Below are 24,080 nucleotides of genomic sequence, written 5' to 3'. Positions count from 1 at the left end.
TGGTTCGCTATCATGCTTGCCGGCTCTAGTCGTAGCGGAACCTCAGCAGTCCTTCGGCGTCGCGTTGATGACAGGATCGCCAGTGCTGGCCCGCCTTTTTGTCATACCTTGGCATCGTGTTCCGAGAGCAGCCGACAGGCAGATGCAGGGTTCGGTGCGGCCAGAGCAGGCAGAGACCTGCGACGAGCCAGATCAGGGAACGTCAATCGCTGTTCCGCGATCCGGCAGGCCATCATATTTGCTTGCCGCGAAATAGCGGCGGAGCGCCCTGCCCTTCCGAGCGTTGAGAACCAACCCTGGAAGTTCCTACGGCCTATGCGCCTCACTCCCGATCAAACAAAAAAGCCCCGGGCAATGCCCGGGGCTGTTGGCAGAGAATGAGCCTGATCAGATGAAGAAGAAGTCCTTGTAGGTCATCTTGAGGCCCTTCTTGAGCGTGGCGATCTCGACCGCAGCCTTCGACCCGGACCCGTCCGCATCATAGTACAGCACGCCCTTCTTGCTGTCGTAGACGAAGAAGTCGTCCTTATCCTTGGCCTTGTCGCCCACCGTGAAGAACTTGCTCGCCATCTTCAACGGCTTGGTCTCCGTCCCCTTCTTGGTCGCCGCATAGAGGCTCTTGTTCGCCTTGAACAGGGCATTGTCGAGCCAGATCGAGTCATCCTTGACGACAAAGTCCAGGATCTTGTCGACATTCGTCTTCTTGTTGAACTTGGCATCGAACACGAACACGTCCTTGCCCGCTCCGGCATACAGGATATCCTTGCCGGCGCCGCCCCACAGCACATCGTTGCCGCCGTGGCCCTTCAGGTAATCGTTGCCGGCCCCGCCATAGAGCTTGTCGTTGCCGGAGCCGCCGAAGAGTTTGTCGTTGTACTTGCCGGCCTTGAATACGTCATTAGCCGGGCTGCCCGAGGTGATCTCACGGGCGACGTCGGTGACGCCGATCGAGAAGCTCTGCTGCGAGACCCCACCCTTGCCGTCGCTGACCTGGACCGTGATCGCATGAGCGGTAGCCTGCTCGAAGTCGAGCCGGAAACCGTCCGCCACCAGGATCTTGTTGCCCGAGAGCATGAACCGGCCGTCCGCATTGTTCAGCAACGTATAGGTCAAGGCATCGCTGTCGGCATCGGCCGCCGAGAGGGTACCAACCTCGGTGCCCATCACGGCATATTCGGCCGCGGCACCGGCCCCGGTCAGCATTAGACTGCCCGGCGCATGGTTGGTCGGCGTAGGCGGCGTCTCGTCGACGTCGGACAGGTTGATGCGGATCGTCTGCTCGGAGGTCTGGCCGTCGGCATCGGTGGCGACCACCTTGATGTCATGGAACTGGGCCGCCTCGTAGTCGAGCCTGGCTCCATCGGCCACGAGGATCTTGGTCTTCGTGGCATCGAGCTTGAAGCGTCCGTCCGCGCTGTCGGCCAGAGCATAGGTGACCGCCTTGCCTTCGGGATCGTGAGCCGTGAGGGTGCCCACTTCCGTTCCGGTTAGCTTGTTCTCTGCAATGGTCACTGCCGTCTCAGCATTGAGACGGATCTTGTCCGGCCCTTCGTTGATATTCTTGATGTTGATCTTGAAGGCCTGCGTGATGCTGACGCCGGGCGGATCATTGTCATCGGAGGCCTTCATATAGACCATGACAAACTTGTCATTGCCGAGTGCCTCATAGTCGATACCAGCCTTCAGCTGGAGCTGCGTTTTGCCCGTCGCTGCATCGGTACCGATCTCGAACAAGCCATTGGCATTGCCCGCAACCGTGTTGTCGAAGGACCAGGTAATAGGATCGTTATCGTCGTCTTGAGCCGAGAGTTTACCTGCAAGAGTCGTGTTCTCGTCGATGGTGACAATCGTGCCTCCATCCAGCTCTAGGTTATGAGGCGCATGGTTGCCCGCAACGACATCCTTCACCGTAATGGTGAATTCCTGGTAGGTCGAGAGGGATCCCGCACCACCATCCTTGTCGGACACCTTGAGCATGACCTTGAACGTCTGATCTCCGACACCATCCGGCAGTGCCTTAGCGACAGTCAAATGGCCAGTCGCATCAACGGAGAAGAGGCCGCCAGCGTCTGCGGCATTACCATTCTGATCCTTCAGCTCGAAGACGAGACCAGCCTGGTTATCTTCGAGATCATGGGCGGAGAAGATGCCGATCTGAGTAGAGGGGCCAGCATCTTCATTGACCTGAGCGTTGGTAAGGCCATCGATAATCGGCTTGCGGTTAACGTCGTTGACCGTGATCGAGACGTTGCCGCTGGTCGTGGCCGTTCCGTCGGACGCCACCAGCTTGTACGTGACCTTGTCGTTCGCCGTCACCTCGATCGCGCTGTTCGCCACCACGATCTTGTTGCCGGAAATCTTGAAGCGGCCATCCGCGCTCGTCGTGCCGCCGCCCTCGAACGTGTACGCGATCGTCTGCCCGTCCGTGTCCTTGTCGGCCAGCGTCGCCACGACCGTGTCGGACGCCGAGCGCTCGTCCACCGCAAAGGTTCCCGACGGCGCCGGAGGCGGGTTGTTCACCGGCGGCACGTCCTTGACCGTGATGGTGACGTTGCCGGTCGCGGTGGCGTTGGCGGCGCCCGAGCCGTCATTGGCCACGATGGCATAGGTCAGCGGCGTGTCGTTCGCCACATCAGCCACCGCGCCGTTCGTCACGATGGTGTGCCCGACGATCTTGAACTTGCCGTCGGCGCTGACCGTACCGCCGGTCGCGAAGGTATAGCCGATCGTCTGGCCGTCGATGTCCTTGTCCGTCAGCGTCAGAACGGTCTGACCGTCAGCGGTCCCTTCGGTCACATTCGCCGTTCCAGCCGGCGTCACAGGCGCACGGTTGACGTTGTTGACTGTGATCGAGACGCTGCCGCTGGTCGTGGCCGTTCCGTCGGACGCCACCAGCTTGTACGTGACCTTGTCGTTCGCCGTCACCTCGATCGCGCTGTTCGCCACCACGATCTTGTTGCCGGAAATCTTGAAGCGGCCATCCGCGCTCGTCGTGCCGCCGCCCTCGAACGTGTACGCGATCGTCTGCCCGTCCGTGTCCTTGTCGGCCAGCGTCGCCACGACCGTGTCGGACGCCGAGCGCTCGTCCACCGCAAAGGTTCCCGACGGCGCCGGAGGCGGGTTGTTCACCGCTCCCTGCTCAATTGTGAAGGTGTGGTTATCGACATATCTCAGCTTATTCGCCGTGCTTTCGGCAGCAACGTCGTAAGCCACGACCTTGAGCGTTCTCTGACCGGCAACCTCCGATCCGATGCTATCATTAGTGGTGATCTGCCCCGTATCGGCGTTGATTGTAAATCCGCCGTCCGTTGTAACCAGGGTTACGCCATCAGCCGCGAGAAAGGCATATTTGTTGCCCTTGAACGCCGTTATAGTGTCCGGATCGCTCCAAGTTGCCTTTACAAAGTCAATTCCAGACTGTGTCGAGCCAGCTGTAATCGTGGCCTGCGCCCCATAAGCGACGCTCTTCACCGCTTCATTTACATTTTGGATATTAAACGTGAAATTTATGCTATAATCAGCTTTTGGTTGGTACGTACTGCCATTTTTGAGCGTCACATTAAAGTCGACAAGGTTCTTCCATAAATTGTCTGGACCATTCTTGTCTTCAAAATTGAAATTTACTTCCCCCCAGCTTTAATGTAGACAACCCAACTATTTAAGCCCGCATCCCATTTGATTCCATAGCGGCCGCGGTCGTCGCCATTCGCACCAGTTTGAGTGTTCGGCGTAATGTCAAATTGTGTAGGATCTTCGTTCGCGGCAAAGCCATAGATCTTTCCGATTACAAGATCCGTCGCGACATTCTCATTTATATTGAGCGAGGAGTCATCAGGAGCAGTCGAAACACCTGCAATTCCTTCAATTTTGAGATTGTAGAACGGTAAAGCCATCACAAGCCCCTTTCGCGCCAAGACTTAGTACGAGATAACATTGCTTTTGCTATGAGTAAAGAGCGGGACCTTTAAGGTCCCGCTCGATTAGTTAGATCACTAGGAAGTCCGACTTCGTGAGCAGTGGTTTATGCTCAGGATCAAAGATCGCAATCAGCATTGCAGCCGCGTCTCCGGAGCCATCCTCATCATAGTAGAGCGCTCCGTTATCCACGTCGTAGATAACGCGCTGTGTTTCCGTAGTGGCGGCGTGACCGATCCCGAAAACATCATCGTTCAATTCTCCGTCGACCAGATCGTCGAGCTGGAAGATCTCGCCCTTCAAGCGGATCTTGTCTTCTCCCACGTTGAAGTCTCTGATCGTGTCGAACTCGTCATTGATCAAGTCTTTGTCGAAGACGAAGGCATCGTGGCCAGCTCCGCCTGTGAGATCATCGGAACCAAAGCCGCCAATCAGGATATCGTCACCGCCACTACCGTCGAAAATGTCGTCTCCGGCACCACCCTTGAAGGTTTCGGGATCATCTCTGCCAGTTCCGTTCTCATTCAGCCAATCGCGGACAGTAATGGCGATCTCTTGTTTATATGTATTGGATCCGTCCGACACATGAATCCAGAACTTGTGAGAGCGCGCAACTTCGAAGTCCAGCTTCGTGCCATCCGCGATTATTAACCGATCGCCGTCGACCGTGAACCGATGATCCGCATCAAAATCTGACAAGATTGGATTGCCTGAATCATCGTCGCCGAGCCAGAATTTGAAGGTATAGGATCCTGATGGGCCATCCGGATCGACTGGCAGGAACGAGCCGATCACGAACCCGTCGCGAGCCCATTCACGAGCCCAGTTGCTCGTTATTTCGATCGACGTCGGCGCCGTATTCCCTGCGGCTCCCACATCTACCGTATAGGTAGTCTCAACGACGTTCCCGTCTTCGTCATAAGCCTGAACCTTCAGGTTATGAGCGAAGTAATCCGTCGCCTGGACATCTCGGGCCGTCGTGATCTGGCCATTCTGGTCGATGGTAAACAACCCGTCCTGGGTCGTCGTGCCGGTCCAGCCGTCATTACCGACGAACTGATAGTGATTCTGACGGTTTTCTTCCTTCGTGTCTTTGTCCACGACAGAAGCCGTAGCGGCAACGATGCCGCTGACGTCACCGACCTTGATCGCCGCTTTATCGGCAACGCTGACTGATTCCGGACCGTCGTTCTTGTCATTCAAGGTGACCGTGATGGTCTGCGTATCGGAGACAGCTCCTTCGCTGTCCTTGGCATAGACGTTGAACGTGAAGGTCGCGTCCGTAATCGCCTCATAGTCGAGCTTGAAGGTGTCCTTCAGATGGATCCGGCCCGTCGTCTCATCGACCGTAACGTATGCGTTATCCTCCACATAGTATGTCAGGCCGGCCTTATCGTCCTGCGCGACAATACTGTAGTCGAAGGCACTGTCTGGCGTGTTTTCGTCGACGGTGATCGACAATCCGCCCGTGGACAGCTGCACGTCGTTCGGCGGGGTATTGCCTGTCGCGTCCAGCACGACGACGTCAAACGAGAAGGCCTGGCTCACGATGTCCGCGTGATCCTTGTCGTAGGCGATCACCCAGAGGGTGTGCATCTTCTTATCGGCCTCCGTCAAGGTGACACCGTCGGCGAGACTGACCTGCCCGGTGTCTTTGTCGATCTTGAACAAGCCATCGGCGCTGGTCGTCCCGTCCGGTCCCTGCCCATTCTGGAACCGATACAGATTGGTCTGGAAGGTATCCGTATTGACGTCCGGATCGTGGGCGAGCGCCGTGACCACAGGAGCATTATTCGTATCGCCGACGTGGATATTCTTCACACCGTTGAAGCTGATGCTGTCGGCCGCCTCGTTCACGTCATTGAGGGTAATGGTGATATCCCTCCAGGCGGAGTAGAGACCACCTGCGTCCTTGGCGCGAACATGGACTGTGTAGGATGCCACCTGCTCCCGGTCGAGCTTCGCCGGATCGAGGACATAGATCTCGCCCGTATCCTGCCGAATGCCGAAAGCATCATTGCCGTAGATCTCGAAGGTCATGCCCACTGTGTCGTCGTCGGCGACGACGAAGCCGACCTTCGTATCCTGCGTCGAGTTCTCGTCCACAGACGTCAAGAACGTGTCGTTCGAGAGGCGGACATTCGTGGGCGCCGTGTTGTCGGGCGCCTCTGGAACGCCATCGATCACATGGACCTCTTCGATACCGATGGCCATGTAGTGATCGATCTTGGCCTGCAGTTCCTCCTTGGTCGCATAGAGGCCGCTGTAGAGATATGCGACGTCCTTGTCGCCGTTGAGCTTGCCGTCGTCGTTCGGGTTCTCCAGATCCCTTTCGCCTTCGATCTCATCGTTCACATTGACGATGTAATAGGTGTCGTTGCCGTCTCCACCGTTCAGGGCATGAGCGATATCGACACCGGTGCCACCATCGAGCGTATCGGAGACTTTAATGGCGCCGCTGCCGAGAATGTTCACCGAATAGGCGTTGCCGACCAGGTGAACGCCCTTGTTGAAGCCGTCCCCGGCCTTGAGGGTCTCGACCTGTGCGTCGGACTTGAGACGGTATTCCTCCTGGAGGTAAACCTCCGCCACATCGAAGAGATCGCCAGCTCCTTCCTGGATCGCATCACTGACATGGCGGATCTTGTAAATGTCGTTTCCGCTGCCGCCGATAAGAATGTCAGCGGCCGTCCCGGCACCGCCATCGAGCGTGTCGTCGCCTTCGAGGCCCATGAGGATGTTGCTGTCGGCATTGCCTGTGATGCTGTTACCAACATCATTACCGGTCAGCGTCATGGCGCCGGAGGAACCGCTGGCATCGAGGTTCTCGAGGAATGCGCCCAAGGTATAGCCTGCGTCCTTGAAGGCATCGCCGACCAGCCGGACGGTATCCTTTCCGCCACTAGTGTCCGCAACCTCTACAATGGTGATGCCCTGCCGACGCGCGATAACATAGGTATCGTCGCCTAGCCCGCCCTGGAGGACATCCTGTCCAGCGCTGCCGCCGTCAAGGATATCATTGAAATTGCCGCCGATGATTGTGTTGTCGAGATTATTGCCGACGACGTTGATACCATCCTGGAGCGCCTCGTCCGCCTCCATGATGTCGATGCCGTCATCATCGTCAAGAATGTACTGCTCCTTGATCTGGATGATGGCTTTGTCGATTCCCCCAGCGCCGGGTCGGCAAGCTCTCCAAAGACCTGATCGACCTTGGTCACGTAGTAAATTTGGTTCGGTCCTGTCGGCCCCGTCACAGTCGTCACCACCGTCACGTCCGTATTGCTGGCCGGGAAGGCATGATGGTGATCGTCCAGCGTGATGGTGAACTGGGTTGTGATCGGGTCCGGGCTCGCCTCATCATGCTCGGTCGCATTGAAGGTGAGGTGCTGGCTCAGGAGCTCCTGGAGTGCTGCGAGTGTGCCCGTGAAGGTCCAGGTGACCCGATCATGCAAGGTATCGTCAGACCGCTCTCCACCCCAGTCGGACCCATTCAGGCTCCCGTCGGAGTTTTTGAAGCTGATCGTCAGGGTCAGCGTGTCATTGCCGCTGTCGTTGTCCTGCAGGGCAACCCAGGCGAACGGATTGACAGGAGCATCCCAGTCCTTGGTTTCCGTAGAGGCGTGAAGCGGATCGACCGTGATAGCGGGCGCTTCGTTGTCGTTCGGATTTCCAGACACCGTCGCATCGACCGTCACATGGGTCGTCGTATAGGCCCCCCGCGAGTCGGTCAGCCAAACGGTGAAGTCGGTGGTTTGAGCGGTTCCGTTCGTCGGATTGAAGGCAACGTGCTTGATGAAGTTCGTCACATCCTCCGGCGCGCCTTTGACCTCAAGGATGCCGCTGCCGTTTTGGAGGATCTCAACGCCTGCAATTCCAGTAGGCAGTATCAGGACGCCCTTTGCTCCGAGGAAGGTGATGGTTACCTTCATATGAGTCGGCGGAACCGTTGCGCCGTCCTCTGCATCGGAGAATGTGAGATCCTGGAAGGGCGCAACCGTATCGGTATCCGGGACATCCCAGTCCGTATGACCGTTCGGATCGACGGAGATGACGGGCGCGGAATTGTCTGGATTTACGTCCTCAATGAAGATCTTCACGGTCTGTGACGTGGACCAATCGACTCCGTCGAAGGCCGAGACCTTGATCTCGTACCAGCTGACGCCGTTCTCCATGTATTGGGCGTTCTCGAAATCGACGACGCCGACCAGATAAACGGACCAGCCATTAGCGTCCTGCTTGATGACGAACCGTCCCTGACATGAATCGTCCAGTCGGTATTCGACAATGGGATCTCCGTTGTCGTCATGAGCGTCCAGCTGGCTGACCGGCCGGTTGACGCCGAGATCCTCCCGTATGGTGTCGTCATACAAGCTGACCGAATCCGGTGCGCGATTGGCCACGACGGACGTGACCTTGATGTCCGGCGTGTACGAGACGCTGGCGCCGGCCTTATCGTGAACGTCGATCTGGAACGTGGTGACGTCAGTTGCGCCACGCGCAGCCCCATCGAGGTCGAGGGGGTTGAACTTCAGCGCCCTCACGGCTGCGAGCACGTCCACCAGCGGACCGGAGATCGTGTAGGTTCCGAAAAATGTGTTCCCGTCCGCATCGACAAAGTCACCGCCGCTCTGGCTGATGGCCGTGATGGTCACGGTGATAAAGTCGTTGGCATTGGTGTCGTTGATTGTGATACCAGCGAACGGCATCACCAGATTGATGGTCTCGTTGTCATTGATGGTGAAGGTGGCGCTGTCGCCGACGACGGTGGGCGCACGGTTTGCGACCTGGGAGTCGACCACCACAGCATCGTTCGTGGCGAGTTCAGTGCCTGCCCTGTCAAGCAAGGCAAGGTGGAAGTGGGTCAGAACGGAGTTTCCAACCTCGCCGTCCGGGCGATCCGTTGGGTCGAATTTTACATGGGGCAGGGCCGAGATGATGTCCTGCATCGATCCCATGAGCTTCAGAACGCCAGACCCGGGAACATATTCGTATCCCTCGTACCATGGCGGCATGTCGCTAAGATCAAGCTCGCCTTCGTTCGGGTCGAAGGTGATCTCCAGATAGAGGCCGGTCAGGCCGCCATCGAGGACCATGACGTGCGTGAACGGGGACGCAATGCCCGTATCAGGCACTTCTGCGACCGGATCCTCGCCCTCCCAGATAAAGGGAGCGTTCTCGACCGTGAACTGGTAGGTCGCGGTGACGGATTCCGTCTGGTGCCCCTCGTCGTAAGTGACGACTTCGAGGGAATATGCGTGCACATCCGCCGGGGTGAGCGCCTCCTTCAGGGAGATCTGGCCCGTATCGGCGTTGATCACGAACTTGCCTAGTTCCGACGTACCGTTCGAGAACATGTACTTGTTGTGAACGAACTCGCTGCCGCGATTGGCCATGTCCTGATCGATGGCCTCGGCCCGGACGATGGGCGTGCCCGGCCCCATGCCGACCACGATCTTCTCCGGCGCATCCTTGAACACAACTCCGGTCGGCAGGTCATTGTCGTCGGCGACATAGATCCGAACCGGAGTGACGTTCGAAGCAAACGTCCCGTCGTATGCCACGACCTTGACGACATAGTACTTGCCGCCATTCACAGTGTCGGGGATCAGATCGTCGGCCTCGTAGTCCAGTATAGCATCGGACTTCAAGGAGATCTTCCCATCCGAACTCACCACGAAGCGGCCACCGGGATTGGCATCGCTCGTCTGTGCAAACTGGTAAGTCGGGATTGTGCCATCCGGGTCGGTGGCGTTCAGCTGAACGATCGTCTCCGCCGGACGGGTATTCTCGGTCACCGTCGGCTTACCTTCATAGGTCGGCGCGTTCGGCGCCTCGGGGACATCGGAGACGTAGATCTTGACCGGCGTGACCGTAGACTTCTGGTTCCCGTCCGTCGCGATCACCTTCAGGGTGTAGTACCGGCCCTTTCCGTCTCCGTCGTCATGCAGGCCAGCGGCTTCGTAATCCAGAAACTTGCTGGGCTTTAGAGTAATTTTACCATCCTGGCTGATCTGGAAGAGATCGTATGGGTTCGCGTCAGCATCCTCGGCGAAAGCGTAGGAAACTGCCACCCCTTCCGGGTCAAGGGATCCTTCCACCTGTGCCAGAGGCGTCGAAACATAGGCATTCTCAGGCGTTGTTGAGGTCGATTTCACGATTGGCGCGGTCGGCGCCTCGTCCACGTTTTCGATATAGATCTTCAGGGTCGTCGGATCGGACGCATACTTGCCGCCGCTCGTTTCCACCGCACGAACATCGACCAGGATGAACTTTCTATTCCCCTCGGTAACAAAGCCTGCGGGCGGATTCTCGAAGTCGATTATGGCATTGAGCTTCACGTAGCCATTTGCGTCGACGCTGAACAGGTCCGAATGGGTCAGGATTTCGTAGGCCAGCGGACCGCCGGTCGAGTCGCTGTCGTCCGCGTGAATTTGAAGAACGGTCGCGCCAGGATCGTTACCCTCATAGAGCGTCTCGACCGAGCCCGGAACAACCTTGGGATTGTCGGGAGCGTAGTCGACGCTGGCCCCGAGCTCGTAGTGAATGAAGATTTGCTCGATATTCGCGAGCTTACGGCCGTCGAAATTCGCAACGAAGATTTCGGCCGTATCAGTTCCCTCCATTGTGCCGTTGAATTCCTCCGGCTTATCGTCGAGGTCGCGAATGTAGTAATAGTCGTCCCCGAGGCCACCCCTCATCGTGTCGGCGCCGGCGCCACCCTCGAAAAAGTTCCTCGCATCATTACCGATCAGGATGTTATTTCCAGCATTGCCTGTGAGGCTAATTTGAGCATTGCCCACAGCCGTCAGATTCTCGACGTAGCCCGCCTTGGCGCCCAAGTCATAACTGATGAAACTATAGATGATGTCCTGATCGCCTTCGCCTTCGCCAGCGACCTCGACAACCACATCATTGGCATCATCAACCCAATATTCGTCGTTACCCGTATTGCCTTCCATATAATCGGCGCCGGCGCCGCCCCAGAGCGTGTCATTGCCTGCGCCACCGAACAGCGAGTCGCCTTGAAGGCCACCGTCCAGACTGTCCGCATCGGCGCCACCGACAAGAGAATCTATGCCGTCCCCACCGTACAGGGAGTCATTTCCGTTCCCGCCCAGGAGGGTGTCGTTGTCACCCTCACCATAAAGTTTGTCGTCCTTATCTCCACCGTCGAGAGTGTCGTTGCCGGCTCCGCCGTAGATGGTATCTTTCCCGCCGGCGCCTAACAGACTGTTAGCAAACATGTTTCCGGCGATCGAATCGTCGTAATTCGTCCCCTGTGCGTGGTTGATGTTTGTAACGATGTCGACCTTGTCGTTGGGCTTATAGACCGTGCTCAAACCATCGATCACGACAGGCCCAGTGAGCGAAATGTAGTCGACCACACCTGAGTCCATCCCCCCATCAATTTGATCAGATCCAGCCGAGCCATAGAAGAAGTCGAGGCCTTGACCTCCAAAGAGGGTATCGTTTCCATCACCGCCATAAAGCTTGTCGGAACCGCTACCGGCATCGAACCAGGAGCCGGCATTGGAGGCAGTCAACTGGTCGTTGCCGGCACCGGTCGAAACCTGCCACACATTGATCAATGTATCGGTTTCGGCACCGTCAGTGACCGTTCCGGTGAGGAGATTGACGATTCTATCGACAACCTGCGCCGTGTAGGTGAAGCTAAGATTCTCCTGCACCTCTGTGCTCTTGTCCGCAATATAGGTCCAGTCCGCATACCATGCCCAGCCGCCATCAATGGTGTCTCGGCCGACATCGGCAATCATGATGTCGTTGGAATTGCCTGTTAGCCTGTCATTACCGCTGCCGCCCCACAGGATGTCGCGAATATTATCGTTGAAGTCTTTGCTTCCGTAGAGAGAGTCGTTCCCGTCGCCCCCCTGCAACACGTCGGCGTCCGCTCCACCGTCGAGCGTGTCATTTCCTAAGCCGGCCCTAAGGTCGTCGTTGCCTCCCATTCCTGCCCAGTAGACCGGTAATCCGAGTGGAGCGAGGTCAGGGCGAAGATAAAAGGAATCGCCGTCCTTAGGCGAAGTAGGTCCTTGTGTATCAATGCCAATGATCTTTTCGATATCGAATCCAACCCTTGCCGGTGAACCAGAGAGGGTAAGACGATAGTAAGTTGCAATCTGACCATCGAAAGTCATATGCGAATATTTGTCGTTAGCTCTACCTGAGAAATCGACAGTATCGAATCCTGATCCGCCATAATATTCATCAGACGGCGTCTCACCGCTAGCAAATCGACCATAGATGGTGTCGTTTCCTGCGCCGCCATCAATGGTAGCAGCCCCTCCACCACCGGCCTTGACCTTATCGTCACCGTTTAGAAGATTAACCCGAAGGGAAAATCCGGCATATTCTGGCTTGTCGAGATCGAAGTTATCCGGCTTGGATGGATCATCACTGCCCTGGATAAGGAGAACTGAGGCTATGGAAGGAGCGGGATCGCCGAAAGCCATGGGCGAAACCTGATCGGCAGCCGAAACACGCTCCTGCTGAGGAACGGAGAAATCCATCGGCGTGTCGGCAGCAGCCAGATCGGCGCCTTCGATGGCGTGATTGCCGACGTCGGCGGCCGCGACAGATGTCGCTAGAGGCCCATTGGTTACGGATGAGCGCGACACATCGACAGCGCCAGCTGACGTTTGAGTTTCGCCGGCCGCCAATGCGTGAGACATGACAGCCTCGACAGACACTTCGGCTGAGTGGCCATGCCCATCTCCAGCAGAGGCGCCGGCAGGCGCCCCATCCTCAGCGCGTCCTTCGATCGACCGCCGCCCGTCCTTCTCGTCATGCAGCAGATCGGGACCCGCAACCTGCGTGGGGCCCCGGTCATCTGCCACAGCGGAATCGCGCTCCGCATCCGATGGAAGCGTGTATCCCGCTACACCGCCCGCAATCGTATCGTCGAGCATATTGCCGAGATCGGCGGGCTCGACGGACAGAGACTCGATGGTGAGAGACTTGTCGAAAACGGGCTTATTCATGTGACGTCCCCTTGACTGACTGCGATGTCACGGCCCGTCCCCATCGCTGGCTAGGGCAATGATATACTCTTTCGTAACATTCTTAGACCAATCGGGACTGCCGCCAAGCTCTTCATTCAGAGAGGGAAAATAATCAGAGGTGAGTAGAAGGAGCGTATTGAGCCGATGTCACCTTGAGGCAGAGGCTCGTTTCCGTAGAAAATGGCGCAATCCTGTCCAGCGAGGGCAGCGTTTACCATGTCGAAGAGGCTTTCCGCTCTCCTTGCGAATTTGCAATTTCATGAATGATTTTCGCAATGTCGTAACGCGAAGGCTATCAAATGTAGCTTGTGGTTTAAATGATCCAGCCAGTCACAACTTAAAATTCAATCCGCCAAAAGAGATTGGCCGCGTTCCCAATGGCACGAGCGCAGCTGGCAAGATTCAAGGCCAAGACATCCCGCCGCTTTGAAGGAAGAGACGTCTCACAGGCCGTTTGATGGGAAACTGATGGTAGCGGAGGAGGGATTTGAACCCCCGACACAAGGATTATGATTCCCTGTATCCGCACGCTCGCGTATTTCCTTTGAATGCCGTGATATTGATTATAAAGCGAAATCCATTCCACAGCTTGCCGGAATGTAGCTTCTGATGTCAGTATGTCGGGTACTCACCGGGTACTCAAGAGGCGGCTGTGCAAATCACTACCTCAAGCCTAAAGCAGCTTCGTTACGAGAAGGCAGGGAATAAGGCTGACATTCGCTTTGACGATGAACTGCGAGGTTTCGGCGTTAGGGTATATCCATCAGGACGTCTATCTTTCATTCTGAGCTACCGTAACGCTTCGGGCGAGAAAAAGCGTATCACACTGGGCGACTTTGGCTCCCTGACAGTCAAACAGGCTCGTGCAATGGCGAAAGACCGGCTGTATGAGGTCCGGCAAGGCCGCGATCCGTCATCCGAGCGCAAAGCACGACGTCAGGAAATGACCTTTGGGGATTTAGCGAAGGACTACCTCTCCCACGCAGCCGATCACAAGCGAAGCATCAAAAGTGATCGACAGCGCCTGCGCGACCACATCCTCCCAGATCTAGCAGGGCGCAAGTTATCTGAGATATCATTACGACAACTTCAGCAACTCCATAGCGGCATCAAAGCCAAAACCTCTGCCTCAACAGCTAACCGGTGCGCTGCTCTCCTCAAACGGATGCTCAATGTAGCAATTGAGTGGGGACACCTAAAAACTTCACCTGCTGAGGCATTAAAGCTATTCAAAGAGCCCCCTCCACGCGACATCAGGCTGTCGCCTGAAGAGTGCCGTAGGCTCATCGACGCCTGTAACGCTGATGAAAACATATTTGCACGCTCGCTCTTTCTCTTGGCGATGTTCACAGGCCGCAGGATAGGGGAGCTACAGAATGCTAAGTGGGAAAACTTGGATCGCGAGCGCGGGCTGTTGACTGTACATGAAACCAAGCCAGGAGAGCGTCAGCACATTGTCCTAGATGGATCCGCTTTGGCAATCTTGGATGGAATTCCAAAGCTTGAGAGCAATCCATACATCATCGCGGGCGATAAGCCCGGCAAACCGATCGTGTTTTACCGACGCGCCTGGATGAGAATACTGAAGCGCGCCGGAATGAACAGATTTCCCCCACACGGACTGCGCCACAACTATGCTTCCGCATTAGTCGCAAACGGGGTTCCACTCGACACAGTCAGACACCTACTTGGCCATAAGAGCTCAATCACTACTCTAAAATATGCCCATCATCGTCCTGATGAGTTGCGACAAGCTACAAGCACGTTCACCTCACTCATAAGGCCGCTCGATGACCGAACACGCCAGCAATGACCGCGTACATCCAGCTCTGCGCGTTGATGATGACCTTCATAGTGCGACAGCCAAATGCAGGATCATACTTACGCATTTCCGGATCCCTGCTTCCAGTCAATCCGACGACGTTTTAAACGCTGAGCCGTTCGTGCGTGGCCGAAACCGGAGAACTTGGCAGGACATCGTCTTTCGAGACGCGATCACACGCTACGGAAAGACTAGATCTTATGCGAAGGCATTGAATGAGGCGATTGAGGCCTATCAGAGCACGCAATCTACAAGGAAGCCCGAAGATAGAATCGTGGCTGTGCCCGAAAGCTTGCATCGCATGTTTCGACGGTGGCGGAGCAAGATGCTTAGTGGCGCTGATCTCTCTTCTAAATTTGACAGCAACGACTTCAATGAAGCCATACTCGCCGGAGATGCAAAACTTGCCGCTAAGATTTTTGTATCTCTCTCAGATCAAACAAAGCGAAAAATTGCCGATCGCTTTGCGAAGTATCTGCGCTGATGCACAACAATTAGTCCGCTTTCACCTTCACCCACTACGCGCCAAATTCCTAGCAGTTGATCATTAGCTAGGAGCATTCCTGTGACTGTCCCATCCCCCCTTCTTCCGCTCCCATCTGAGGACGATACGCTAATCCGTGCTGCTGATATGCCAGGATATGTGGGCATTGCCGTACAAACCCTTGCCCGTTGGCGTCACGAGGGCCAAGGGCCGCGCTTTCTCAAAATCGGTCGTCAGGTGGCCTACAGAGCTGGGGACGTCCGTAAGTGGCTCCTAACACGAACCTATGCCCACACCGCTCAGATGCAGCAAGGCGTCGGCTCTGCGGAGCCATGACCATGTAAGCCCTTACTATATGATTCATATATAAGGGCCTGAAACACCAATCAAATCAGCAACTTAACTAGGCCGGCAGTCTGCCGGGAAGGACTTCTTGTACCTGCTAAGGTACGAAGAGTCCTAGCCAATGGACTTTTTGTACACATGCCCAGACGTCGCCGCCCGGAGGAACTTCCCAGAGTCTTTATACCCGGTGTGTCCCTGACCACTGCCGAGATGAGAATCAGGCTGGGAGCGATCAGAGACGATGAAGTACCAACTCTGAGGCCGCGCCTAAACTATAGATCGAGTGAGTTGGCGTACTATGATAATGGCCTGATTAATCAGCTGCTGGATGCAGCGAACGAGCAAGGCATGAACCTTGATGAAGGCCTTACTTGGAGGCTGATGCGTCGGGTCAAATGGCCTAAGAAGCGCCTCTGCCGTAACCAAGACCGTTCAGTTGAGGCGAATGGTGCAGGCTGGCACTACTTGGATGAAACCGGCTGCCGGATCCGCTTCAGCACTCAACGCGAGCTCGCAAGGGAGCTTGGTGTGAGCTCAAGCCATCTTAAGCACACGTTACGGCTACTACGTGAAATTGGCTTCATTGTTACTGGAGGCCAAGGCTGGCTTGAGTTTGACGCTCGACTTGTCTGGAAGGGGGATTTCACCCTTCGCGACGTTTACATCGAATTCCAACGTCGCAACTTACCGTCACTGGCACCCATCGAGGTGGGATATGAATAAGGCTGCTGACAAATCACCCGTGTACTATCTCCTCTATACACAACAGGAAGTGAGAAAGGCAGCTTATGCGCTCGCTTCTGACTTCTACCGCGTGGTCCTGATCCACAAAGATGCCGTTGGCACATCAGGACACCAACCTCCTATTTCACGGCAGTGGTCGATGCAGGAGTTCTGCCACAGAGCTAGCGTCTCGTTCCTGAGAGGGCGCAACCGCCAGGGCTACCATATCTATTTTCGTCCGAATGATAACCGCTGTGTTCTCGTCGACGATGTGTGTGAAGACGCTGTAGCTCAAATGCGAGACGATGGACTCCATATCGCTCTAGCAGTCGAGACAAGCCCAGCTAACTTTCAAGTATGGCTAAATCTCGCTGCACGAAAGCACCCGGCGAACTTCCCAGAACACATTCACAACGCTGCTGCTCGTCTGCTTGCGAAGCGTTATGGTGGAGATCTGGGATCCGCGAAGAGCAATCAGGTAGGACGATTACCAGAATTCCGGAACCTCAAGGAAAAGTACCATGACGGAAACGGCGGGTATCCAAGAGCAAAGATTTTCCGGATCCTTTCTTCATCAGCAAACGATAAACTCCGCGAAGAGGCTGGACAGCTTGCCGCCGCATACCCACCCTCTCCCCCTCCCCTCGGCCCCTGTGTTCCTCTTTGCACTGACTACATATTGAAGGTCGGATCACATACATATAGCGAGCAGCAAGAATACGTAGATCTGTACCATGCGACAGCATCGGACTTATGCACGCGGTTTAGGACCCTTGATAGCTTCGATCGGAGTAGGACTGATTTTGCGGTGGCACGTAGTCTGGCACTTCATGGAATGAACGCTGACGACATCTTCTATACGCTGCACTATGGGAGTGCCAAAGCACGGGAACGTGGCACTCAATATACGCTTCGTACGATAACCAAGGCTACAAACCTATAGACTCAGAAGTGCGATTCCGTTTGCAGGCTGGGCGCTGGCCGAATAAATGACTCCTGAGCATTTTTATAACCCTGCTCTGGGGGCCGACATGGCGGAAATCACGCGACGCCGAACTGGTGAGTTACTTCGCAAGCTATTCGAAATCTTGCTTGAAAACCCGGATGGGCTCCAAGCTTCGGAAGCGCTTAAAGCCCTTGCTAGTTCCGTTACCCTGACGAATTACGAGCAAGGCATCTACGAGTCGTCTGGAACTCGCCGCTTCGACAAAATAGTGCGCTTCGCCACCGTTGATTGTGTGAAAGCTGGATGGCTGCTGAAGCATAAGGGAATTTGGTCCGTTACCGGGGCCGGTGAGCAAGCGTACCAGAGCTGGTTAGACCCGGAAGCTTTCTACAAAGAAGCTTGTCGCCTGTACGCTCAATGGAAGAGCTCTCAGCCAGGAACCTCAGACACGTCCACGTCGGTCTCCTCCGATGAGGTGGATGGCGATGACAAGTCTGCTAGCATCACATTCGAGCAGGCTGAAGAGCAAGCTTGGGCCGAAATCGAGCACTACCTTGGCGCTATGAACCCATACGAGTTCCAGGATTTGGTAGCCGATCTCCTAAAGGCTATGGGATACTTTGTTTCTTGGGTATCACCGCCGGGAAAGGACGGCGGTGTTGATATCATCGCGCACACTGATCCATTGGGCACGAGCACTCCAAGGATAAAAGTTCAGGTAAAACGGCAAATTCAGAAAACTGACCGGAGTGGCTTAGCCTCTTTCAGTGCGGTAGTGAACGACGATGAGGTGGGGATTTTCGTTTCGACAGGTGGCTTTACCAAGGATGCTGAAGAATTCGCCAGGAGCCAAGCAAGGCGACGCGTGACACTCATTGATTTTGAGCGTTTGGTTGATCTCTGGATACAATTCTATGGAAAGCTTGATGATCTCGCACGGAAGAGACTTCCACTCACACCAATCTACTTTCTGACACCACAAGCCTAAGCCGCTCTAATAGCGGACAAGCACGTCTCTGAATTAACATCTATAGTATGTTGTCGCCCCTTGACCATTGGACCAAATCAATGTCCTGCCATTGACCCGCAGTGTCAGCTCAAGTGACCAACTCTTGCCTTGCTCGGTACATTGCGTGGTCGTGCGCCAGATTCCACCTTCATTTTGCAATCTCTCAAACGTACACACGCCACCTAATGCTTCGGCCCGCTGAGATGTGATTTTCAGAGGAGGAGTTCCGCCCGGTCCAGCTGCACAGCTATTTGGACTGATTGCCCATGTTCCGACAAAGGTCTGCTCGGCCTTTATTGCGAATGCTGATTTGAGGCTGCTTTCAGTTACAGCGTCCCAAGTATCGTCGGGAGGCAAATTACTTACCGTCTTAAAATCTCTTAAAGCATCGCGTGAGGCTATTCCCCATACACCTTCACCGTTGATGGTTCTGTAGAATCCAAGCTGCCTCAAGCGTTCTTGAACCCATACTGCGTCAGCCCGATTCAGTGGATTACGCGTGGCACCCACTGGAGGCGCTAACGTCGCCTCTGGCCCGTTCCAAGGTCCTCCACCGCTGATGCTGTTGGAGGGAGCACGCAACGCAGCATTTCCCATAAGCGTGCTTTGAGTCTCCACGTTCCATTGATCGTCGGCTCCGAGCTTATTTCTTTGGCGGAATTGCCGTAGAGCATGACGTGAGCGCGGCCCCCAGATACCATCCACAACGCCGTCGAAGTATCCAAGCCATGCCAATTGACTTTGAATCTGCATCGCGTCCTCGCGAGACAATAGGTTCATCAAGGAAGGAACGGCTGCTAATTCTACATTCTCAGAGGCCGCGATCGTGGGAGTTGCTCTAATCTCAACCGGGTCTGGGAGTGGCGGCACAGCTACAGGTGGCGTAGGCCGATCGGCAGGAGCACTTGGCGCCGCTTCTTCTACGGCGAGACTCGCCTCTTCCGAGAGACTTGAAGCTTCCTTTCCAGTCTGAGCCGCATCGTCGCTCGGAACAGTATGGATGATTGCAGGCCCAGATGGCTCCGGCACGACAGCTGAAGCGCTTGGCGGGCTGATTGGTGGCACGGGAGCTGGTGTGGGATCTGGAGGAACGTCGAATGCCTTTGCAGGGTCCTTCGTCTCGGACGGTACTACAGATGCAGCAGTAGTTGTATTTTGCTGAGTTTTTGTTCGCTGACTTGCAATGACTGCCCACACGAATATTCCAGTGACAACAGCAATTAGCGCCAACCCCATCACTTTCTTGAACGCGTGACCAGATTGTTCAACCTCTTGCACATCTGCTTCAGCCTGCTTCCAACTTTCCCATGCAGCCTTTGCTAGATTAGCATGTCCCGTCCTAGCTGACAGAATAGCAGTGTGTGCATTTTGAAGATCGAGATAAGCTTGGTGTACACGTTTCTCCAAGTCCGCGCCGCGCTTTGCAATGTCAGACTTGATTGCAAGAACATCTGCCGGGTCTAGCGGTTGGCTCGGATCGAAGACAAACCTCGCCTCGACTTTTTGACGCCAAACTATAAGTCCGTTTGCTAAGGATGGACCAAACGTCGGAATGCTTTCGATCCGCCGTCTATCAACGTCGGCGGCGGTCTCGATTCCGTATGACCTTAGCGTGAGCAGCCGTGATGCACCGATTCCTTTAGCTCCGGATTTCGCGATTGGATACTTTTCCAAGTGTCGTCGCATCTGCGTGGATCTACGCTTTGAGTCCAGCCCAGCAATCCTCCGCGCCTCTTCTCCCGATAGGCCTTGAGCTTGGGTTATAAGCGCCTCTGCATCCTGCCTCAGCTTAAGAAAACGTTCGTTACCTCCGACACTCTCATATTTCTCCACGTTGTTGAGCCAGTTGGATCTTGCATTTGCTGCAGCAGCGTTCAGGTTCTTCCGTGCTGAAGGCTGTGCAAGTCCCCATGCTGCACTACCGCCCATCACCAGGAGACCGAGAATGGAGGGGATCCAGTTAGTCGCGAGGATTACAAGTCCAATGATTGCGCCAACTGCGCTCACAGCCCAACGAACAACCTGCTCCTTTCGGGCAGCTATCGCAGTAGCACTAGGCTGCAAGGCTGAAGGGGATGTAACGAGAGATTGTAGGTCTGGTATAGGACCCGGATCAGGGACACTACGAATGGCACTGATAAGCTGACCAATGTCGAAAGGCTTTCCACCTTGTTGTGGCATTCTCGTTGGGGAAAATGCGATGAAGCCAGGAAATGCTTTCTCCATGCGGCACCATGGGCATGACTTTGCCACACGGAAATAATGGTGCCCTGAGTTTTTTGAGCACTGGGCTAGTTCCCTTTCCGCTTGGTCGAGAAGACTTACCCACTCGGCCGCGCTCCGCCGGGCTTTGCTTACTCCAACTGGTCCGAACGCCTGCTCGAATGCATCGCTTAAACTGAGAGGTAGATCTGCAAGAGTAGGAACGTTCGGAGGTGGCTCCATCTGTGTTGCTGAGCGTCGTGCCGAGTACGCAAAGCGAAATTCCTCAATCGCGCGTGGCATGGGCATGTCTCCAGCGCCTAAGTAACGCCCTGAGAAGGGATGCCTGCCCATAAATAGTAAGTTGAAGATGAGCGTTGCGAGTCCGAACGCGTCGTGATTTACAGATCTATGAACTTGATCTAAGCGCTTGCCTTGGAGCTCAGGTGGCGTGAATTCAGGCACACCAACCTTACAGGGATAAATGTGCCCGTTACTGATTACCTGGAACGAGTCACTGTCGATAAGGGTTACAGTGGCGTTCTGACCGATTAGAACGCCTGAGTGATTCACATCCCCAATTACGCAACCCGTTGCGTGAACAGCCGCGACGGCTCGTGCAACGTTTGCGGCTGTTCTGACAAGAAAGGGAAACCCGGCAGTTGGAAAAGCTGTCTTTCGTCCTGTCGGGGAATAGAGTTCGTGGACAGCCTTGTTTCCCCCAACCTTTCGCATCGTGAAGCCGACAAACGATCCCGATGCAGAGAAGAGTGCGTCAGTTGGAAACGCTACAAAGCCAGCGGACTTGTGCCAGCCAGCAGCAACCATAGCTAAAATCTTTTCTTTCCGCTCGTCGGCCAATCCAGGAAGATAGATTTTGGCCGCTTTGTCAGGGTCGCCGTCTACTGAGTAAACAATTCCTTCGCCGCCACGTCCGAGAACTGAGCTAATCCTAATCGTACGGCCCATGGAGGACTGAAAAGGCCCGACCATGAACTAAGCTCCTGACCTTCTCGCCATGATCAATGTCTTATCGTCGTCCGAGCGTTCCGTCACAGCGGAGCTATCTAGAAACGTGCGCAGATCCATTGAGAGGCGACGTTGACGCCCCGCCGGTAAACCCCGTAACGCTCCGAACATTGATTCAAAGAAAGGCCGGAAAGCAGTCGATGAACCAAAATCAAGAGCTAACCGTTCAAGACCGTCAGTGAAGACTGCAATCTCCTCTACGCCTCCATCTATATGTTTGATGGTTGCACGAGGCTGCGGGTCATCCGTTACGAAGTATGTTGTTGAAGCGTACTCACCTTGGGTTGGCCAACTAGGAACTTCCCAAGTTCCACTTCCGTGAAGACGGTAAACACAGGCTCCGTCTCCAACATGGATGACAACTGAATGTTCTCTTTGGACGATACAGCCAACCAATGTCGCTGCGAATGCCCGAGGTTGCGCGTTTTCTCTAGACGCCGCTTGGTTTATGCGGTCGCGAATAGCATCAAGCCACTCGCTAGCACGTTCCGAGTTTACCTCGGAGACTCGACCGCCGCTCGAAAGGAAATCAAAAGCGCAACGGGAAAAGGTTCTGGTTACGATACCAGCACCAATGCGCGAAAACTCCGCACTGCCTGCTCCGTCAGATGCGATTGCGACCAGCGTTGGTCCCTCTGTCGCCTGAAACTCGATACAGCCCCCTGCATCGTCACAGCCAAGGCCTGCCCTTAGGTGGGACGTGCCCGTTGAACACGCCCCAACCCAACTCCACTTCCGGTCTTTCATCCAGCAACTGCCCACCCGTTTGGGGCAGTCGGATTGGAAAGCGGAGGAAGTTCGTCAATCTGAGATTTAGATACAGTAGACAGGGAGGCAGACAGCCACTGGAATAGGCTACGGAATTGCAGACCTTGCAGCTTGAGCGGTTCACGGACACTTAGTTTTTTAAGAGCCTCGAAATTTGCGCCTTCCACTCCAACTGCGAAAAACATGAAATTCTTTGAGTTTTCGCCCTCACGAATCAGCTCCGCAGCGCGACTGACACTGTCGGTTGGGCCACCATCGGTAATGAGGAATACCCATGGACGATAATACGAAATCCCATTCGCCTTGTACGTATCCTTACGCTGGCGAAGAAGCTCCAGTCCCTTCTCGATCGCAGCGCCCATTGGAGTGTCAGCGTCAGGCGAGAGTGTTGGCGGATAGAAGTGCTGGATACCAGTGAAATCCATTTCGACCTTCACAGGTCCAAACGTGACTATTCCAACTTCGACTCGCTTTGCAGCAAGCGAGTCGGCGAACAGTTCATCACGAAATACCTGAAGACCTTTGTTTAGCTCATTGATAGGAGCGCCACCCATTGAGCCAGAATTGTCCAGCAACAACAGAACGGGGCATCTATTTTCTGGATTTTCGGCAAAGACAGCATCACCAAAGGGCCGTTGCTCGAAGCTCTCTGTATTTGTCATCGTATTTCCAAATGCGCGCGGATCCTAAGCAGATGTTAATGCTAAGACCTGGCGTGACTAGATAGCAATTGGGTCAATTTCCCTACCTATGCTGTGGTATGCGAAATTTGGAGAGCGTTTCGTATTTGACACAGCATAGACACCTATCACCAGCTTGATTTGAGCTTCTTCGCGAACGACCGTGCTCCGTTTGTGTCATCCTTGACGTTTGGTCTAAGTCTTGGTCCCAGAAATCTTCGCATTTAGGCAGCATAGGCTTCCGACAGCATCGATTGACCAAACATTCGTTGATCCCCGATGTGTTGATGCTCGATCTAACTATCTGCGGAGTGAGCGCTGCCCAACCAGTGCCTTTGGGAAAGCGGGGGGATATGAGGGGGGGGTTGAGGCATCAACCTATTATCTCGGACTAAGATCGCCCCTTCTCAACCTAGAAGTCTAATAGCGACAACCGTTTTATGCACTAATCTATATAAATCGCAACGAATGAATAGTTATCTTCCGGCTTTCTTTGTTCCACAATTCTCCGAACTTCAAAGCACATCTCTTCGGGACCCTCAGATCGATCTGATATAGATTTCATTTCTTGGATTGGAATATTATTATGCACGCCATCAGACGTAAAAAATACTTTGTCTCCCTCTTGGAGAACTATTTCGCCAACATCGATCTTTGGAAGGCTATGAATTCCGAGCGCACTCACGAGGATATTTTTTCTTGAATAGTTCTCATACTCCTCACGCGTGAGCTTTCCAGCCACCAGCAGTTGGTATGCTTCGGTATGGTCTTGGGTGATACGCTTTATTCCGGCGGCACGTTGAATCGATATTCTTGTATCCCCTACGTGGACGAACCGCATACGATCCTCAACCATCAGAGCTGCGGAGAATGTTGTCGCCATTCCTCGAACTTCAGGCGATTGATTCTGTTCAGCTCTGAGGACCGCGTGGATCTGCTGGGCAATGAGGAGAAGATCAGGGATCGTAGGTTCTTGCAGGAGCGATCCAAAGTGTTCGATTGCTAGAGCCGATGCTCTACGCCCACCCATGTGCCCACCCAGGCCGTCCGCAATCGCTACAGCCATCCAATCGTCGCTTAGATGCCAAACGCCTATAGCGTCCTCGTTCTCTGCCCTTGGCCCTCGTTCGGAGA

General features: G+C 54.9%; 13 protein-coding genes. 5 read left to right on the top strand and 8 right to left on the bottom strand.

Features of this window, described 5'->3' with window-relative positions; genetic code table 11:
• Positions 1–387: 387 nt before the first annotated feature.
• The 4 genes from C4E04_RS04695 to C4E04_RS21605 all read right to left on the bottom strand — a co-directional run bounded on the left by C4E04_RS04695 (position 388) and on the right by C4E04_RS21605 (position 12,917).
• Positions 388–3,471: a cadherin domain-containing protein gene (locus tag C4E04_RS04695; protein ID WP_162559282.1), complete on the bottom strand. Its 3,084-nt coding sequence runs from the start codon at positions 3,469–3,471 to the stop codon at positions 388–390.
• A 149-nt stretch (positions 3,472–3,620) separates the two neighbouring features.
• Positions 3,621–3,893 (bottom strand): hypothetical protein, encoded by a 273-nt coding sequence (locus tag C4E04_RS20795; RefSeq protein ID WP_162559281.1) that lies wholly within the window; start codon positions 3,891–3,893, stop codon positions 3,621–3,623.
• Positions 3,894–3,984: 91 nt separating this feature from the next.
• Complete coding sequence (locus tag C4E04_RS21150; RefSeq protein WP_305777683.1) at positions 3,985–6,711, bottom strand: cadherin domain-containing protein; 2,727 nt, start codon at positions 6,709–6,711, stop codon at positions 3,985–3,987.
• A 170-nt stretch (positions 6,712–6,881) separates the two neighbouring features.
• Complete coding sequence (locus C4E04_RS21605) at positions 6,882–12,917, bottom strand: hypothetical protein (RefSeq protein WP_109595414.1); 6,036 nt, start codon at positions 12,915–12,917, stop codon at positions 6,882–6,884.
• A 673-nt stretch (positions 12,918–13,590) separates the two neighbouring features.
• Here C4E04_RS21605 and C4E04_RS04675 point away from each other — a divergent pair.
• The 5 genes from C4E04_RS04675 (at position 13,591) to C4E04_RS04655 (ending at position 18,246) form a co-directional block, all read left to right on the top strand.
• Positions 13,591–14,751 (top strand): site-specific integrase, encoded by a 1,161-nt coding sequence (locus tag C4E04_RS04675; protein WP_109595412.1) that lies wholly within the window; start codon positions 13,591–13,593, stop codon positions 14,749–14,751.
• Positions 14,729–15,244, top strand: a complete 516-nt coding sequence (locus tag C4E04_RS20790) for a hypothetical protein (protein ID WP_162559279.1) — start codon at positions 14,729–14,731, stop codon at positions 15,242–15,244. Before C4E04_RS04675 ends, C4E04_RS20790 begins: the two co-directional genes overlap by 23 nt.
• A gap of 633 nt (positions 15,245–15,877) precedes the next feature.
• The gene (locus tag C4E04_RS04665) at positions 15,878–16,312 is read left to right on the top strand and encodes a replication/maintenance protein RepL (RefSeq protein ID WP_162559278.1); all 435 of its coding nucleotides are present in this window, start codon (positions 15,878–15,880) and stop codon (positions 16,310–16,312) included.
• Positions 16,305–17,255: a DNA-primase RepB domain-containing protein gene (locus C4E04_RS04660; protein ID WP_109595406.1), complete on the top strand. Its 951-nt coding sequence runs from the start codon at positions 16,305–16,307 to the stop codon at positions 17,253–17,255. The genes C4E04_RS04665 and C4E04_RS04660 overlap by 8 nt, the downstream gene beginning before the upstream one ends.
• An 88-nt stretch (positions 17,256–17,343) precedes the next feature.
• On the top strand, positions 17,344–18,246 hold the full coding sequence (locus tag C4E04_RS04655) for a restriction endonuclease (protein ID WP_109600772.1): 903 nt from the start codon (positions 17,344–17,346) through the stop codon (positions 18,244–18,246).
• 33 nt (positions 18,247–18,279) lie between these two features.
• On the opposite strand, the gene C4E04_RS04650 is transcribed toward C4E04_RS04655, so the two are convergent.
• The 4 genes from C4E04_RS04650 to C4E04_RS04635 all read right to left on the bottom strand — a co-directional run bounded on the left by C4E04_RS04650 (position 18,280) and on the right by C4E04_RS04635 (position 24,012).
• A complete protein-coding gene (locus C4E04_RS04650) occupies positions 18,280–21,462 on the bottom strand; it encodes a peptidoglycan-binding protein (protein WP_109595404.1) in 3,183 nt (1,060 codons plus the stop codon).
• 3 nt (positions 21,463–21,465) lie between these two features.
• The gene (locus C4E04_RS04645; protein ID WP_109595402.1) at positions 21,466–22,245 is read right to left on the bottom strand and encodes a PP2C family serine/threonine-protein phosphatase; all 780 of its coding nucleotides are present in this window, start codon (positions 22,243–22,245) and stop codon (positions 21,466–21,468) included.
• The gene (locus C4E04_RS04640; protein ID WP_109595400.1) at positions 22,242–22,928 is read right to left on the bottom strand and encodes a VWA domain-containing protein; all 687 of its coding nucleotides are present in this window, start codon (positions 22,926–22,928) and stop codon (positions 22,242–22,244) included. The genes C4E04_RS04645 and C4E04_RS04640 overlap by 4 nt, the downstream gene beginning before the upstream one ends.
• A gap of 463 nt (positions 22,929–23,391) precedes the next feature.
• Entirely contained in the window at positions 23,392–24,012 is a 621-nt protein-coding gene (locus tag C4E04_RS04635; protein ID WP_162559277.1) for a PP2C family serine/threonine-protein phosphatase, read from the bottom strand.
• Positions 24,013–24,080 lie beyond the last annotated feature (68 nt).

The organism is Microvirga sp. 17 mud 1-3, assembly GCF_003151255.1.
Taxonomy (GTDB): domain Bacteria; phylum Pseudomonadota; class Alphaproteobacteria; order Rhizobiales; family Beijerinckiaceae; genus Microvirga.
The sequence above is the reverse complement of the archived record's forward strand: the minus strand, read 5'-3'. Positions and strand labels throughout refer to the sequence as shown.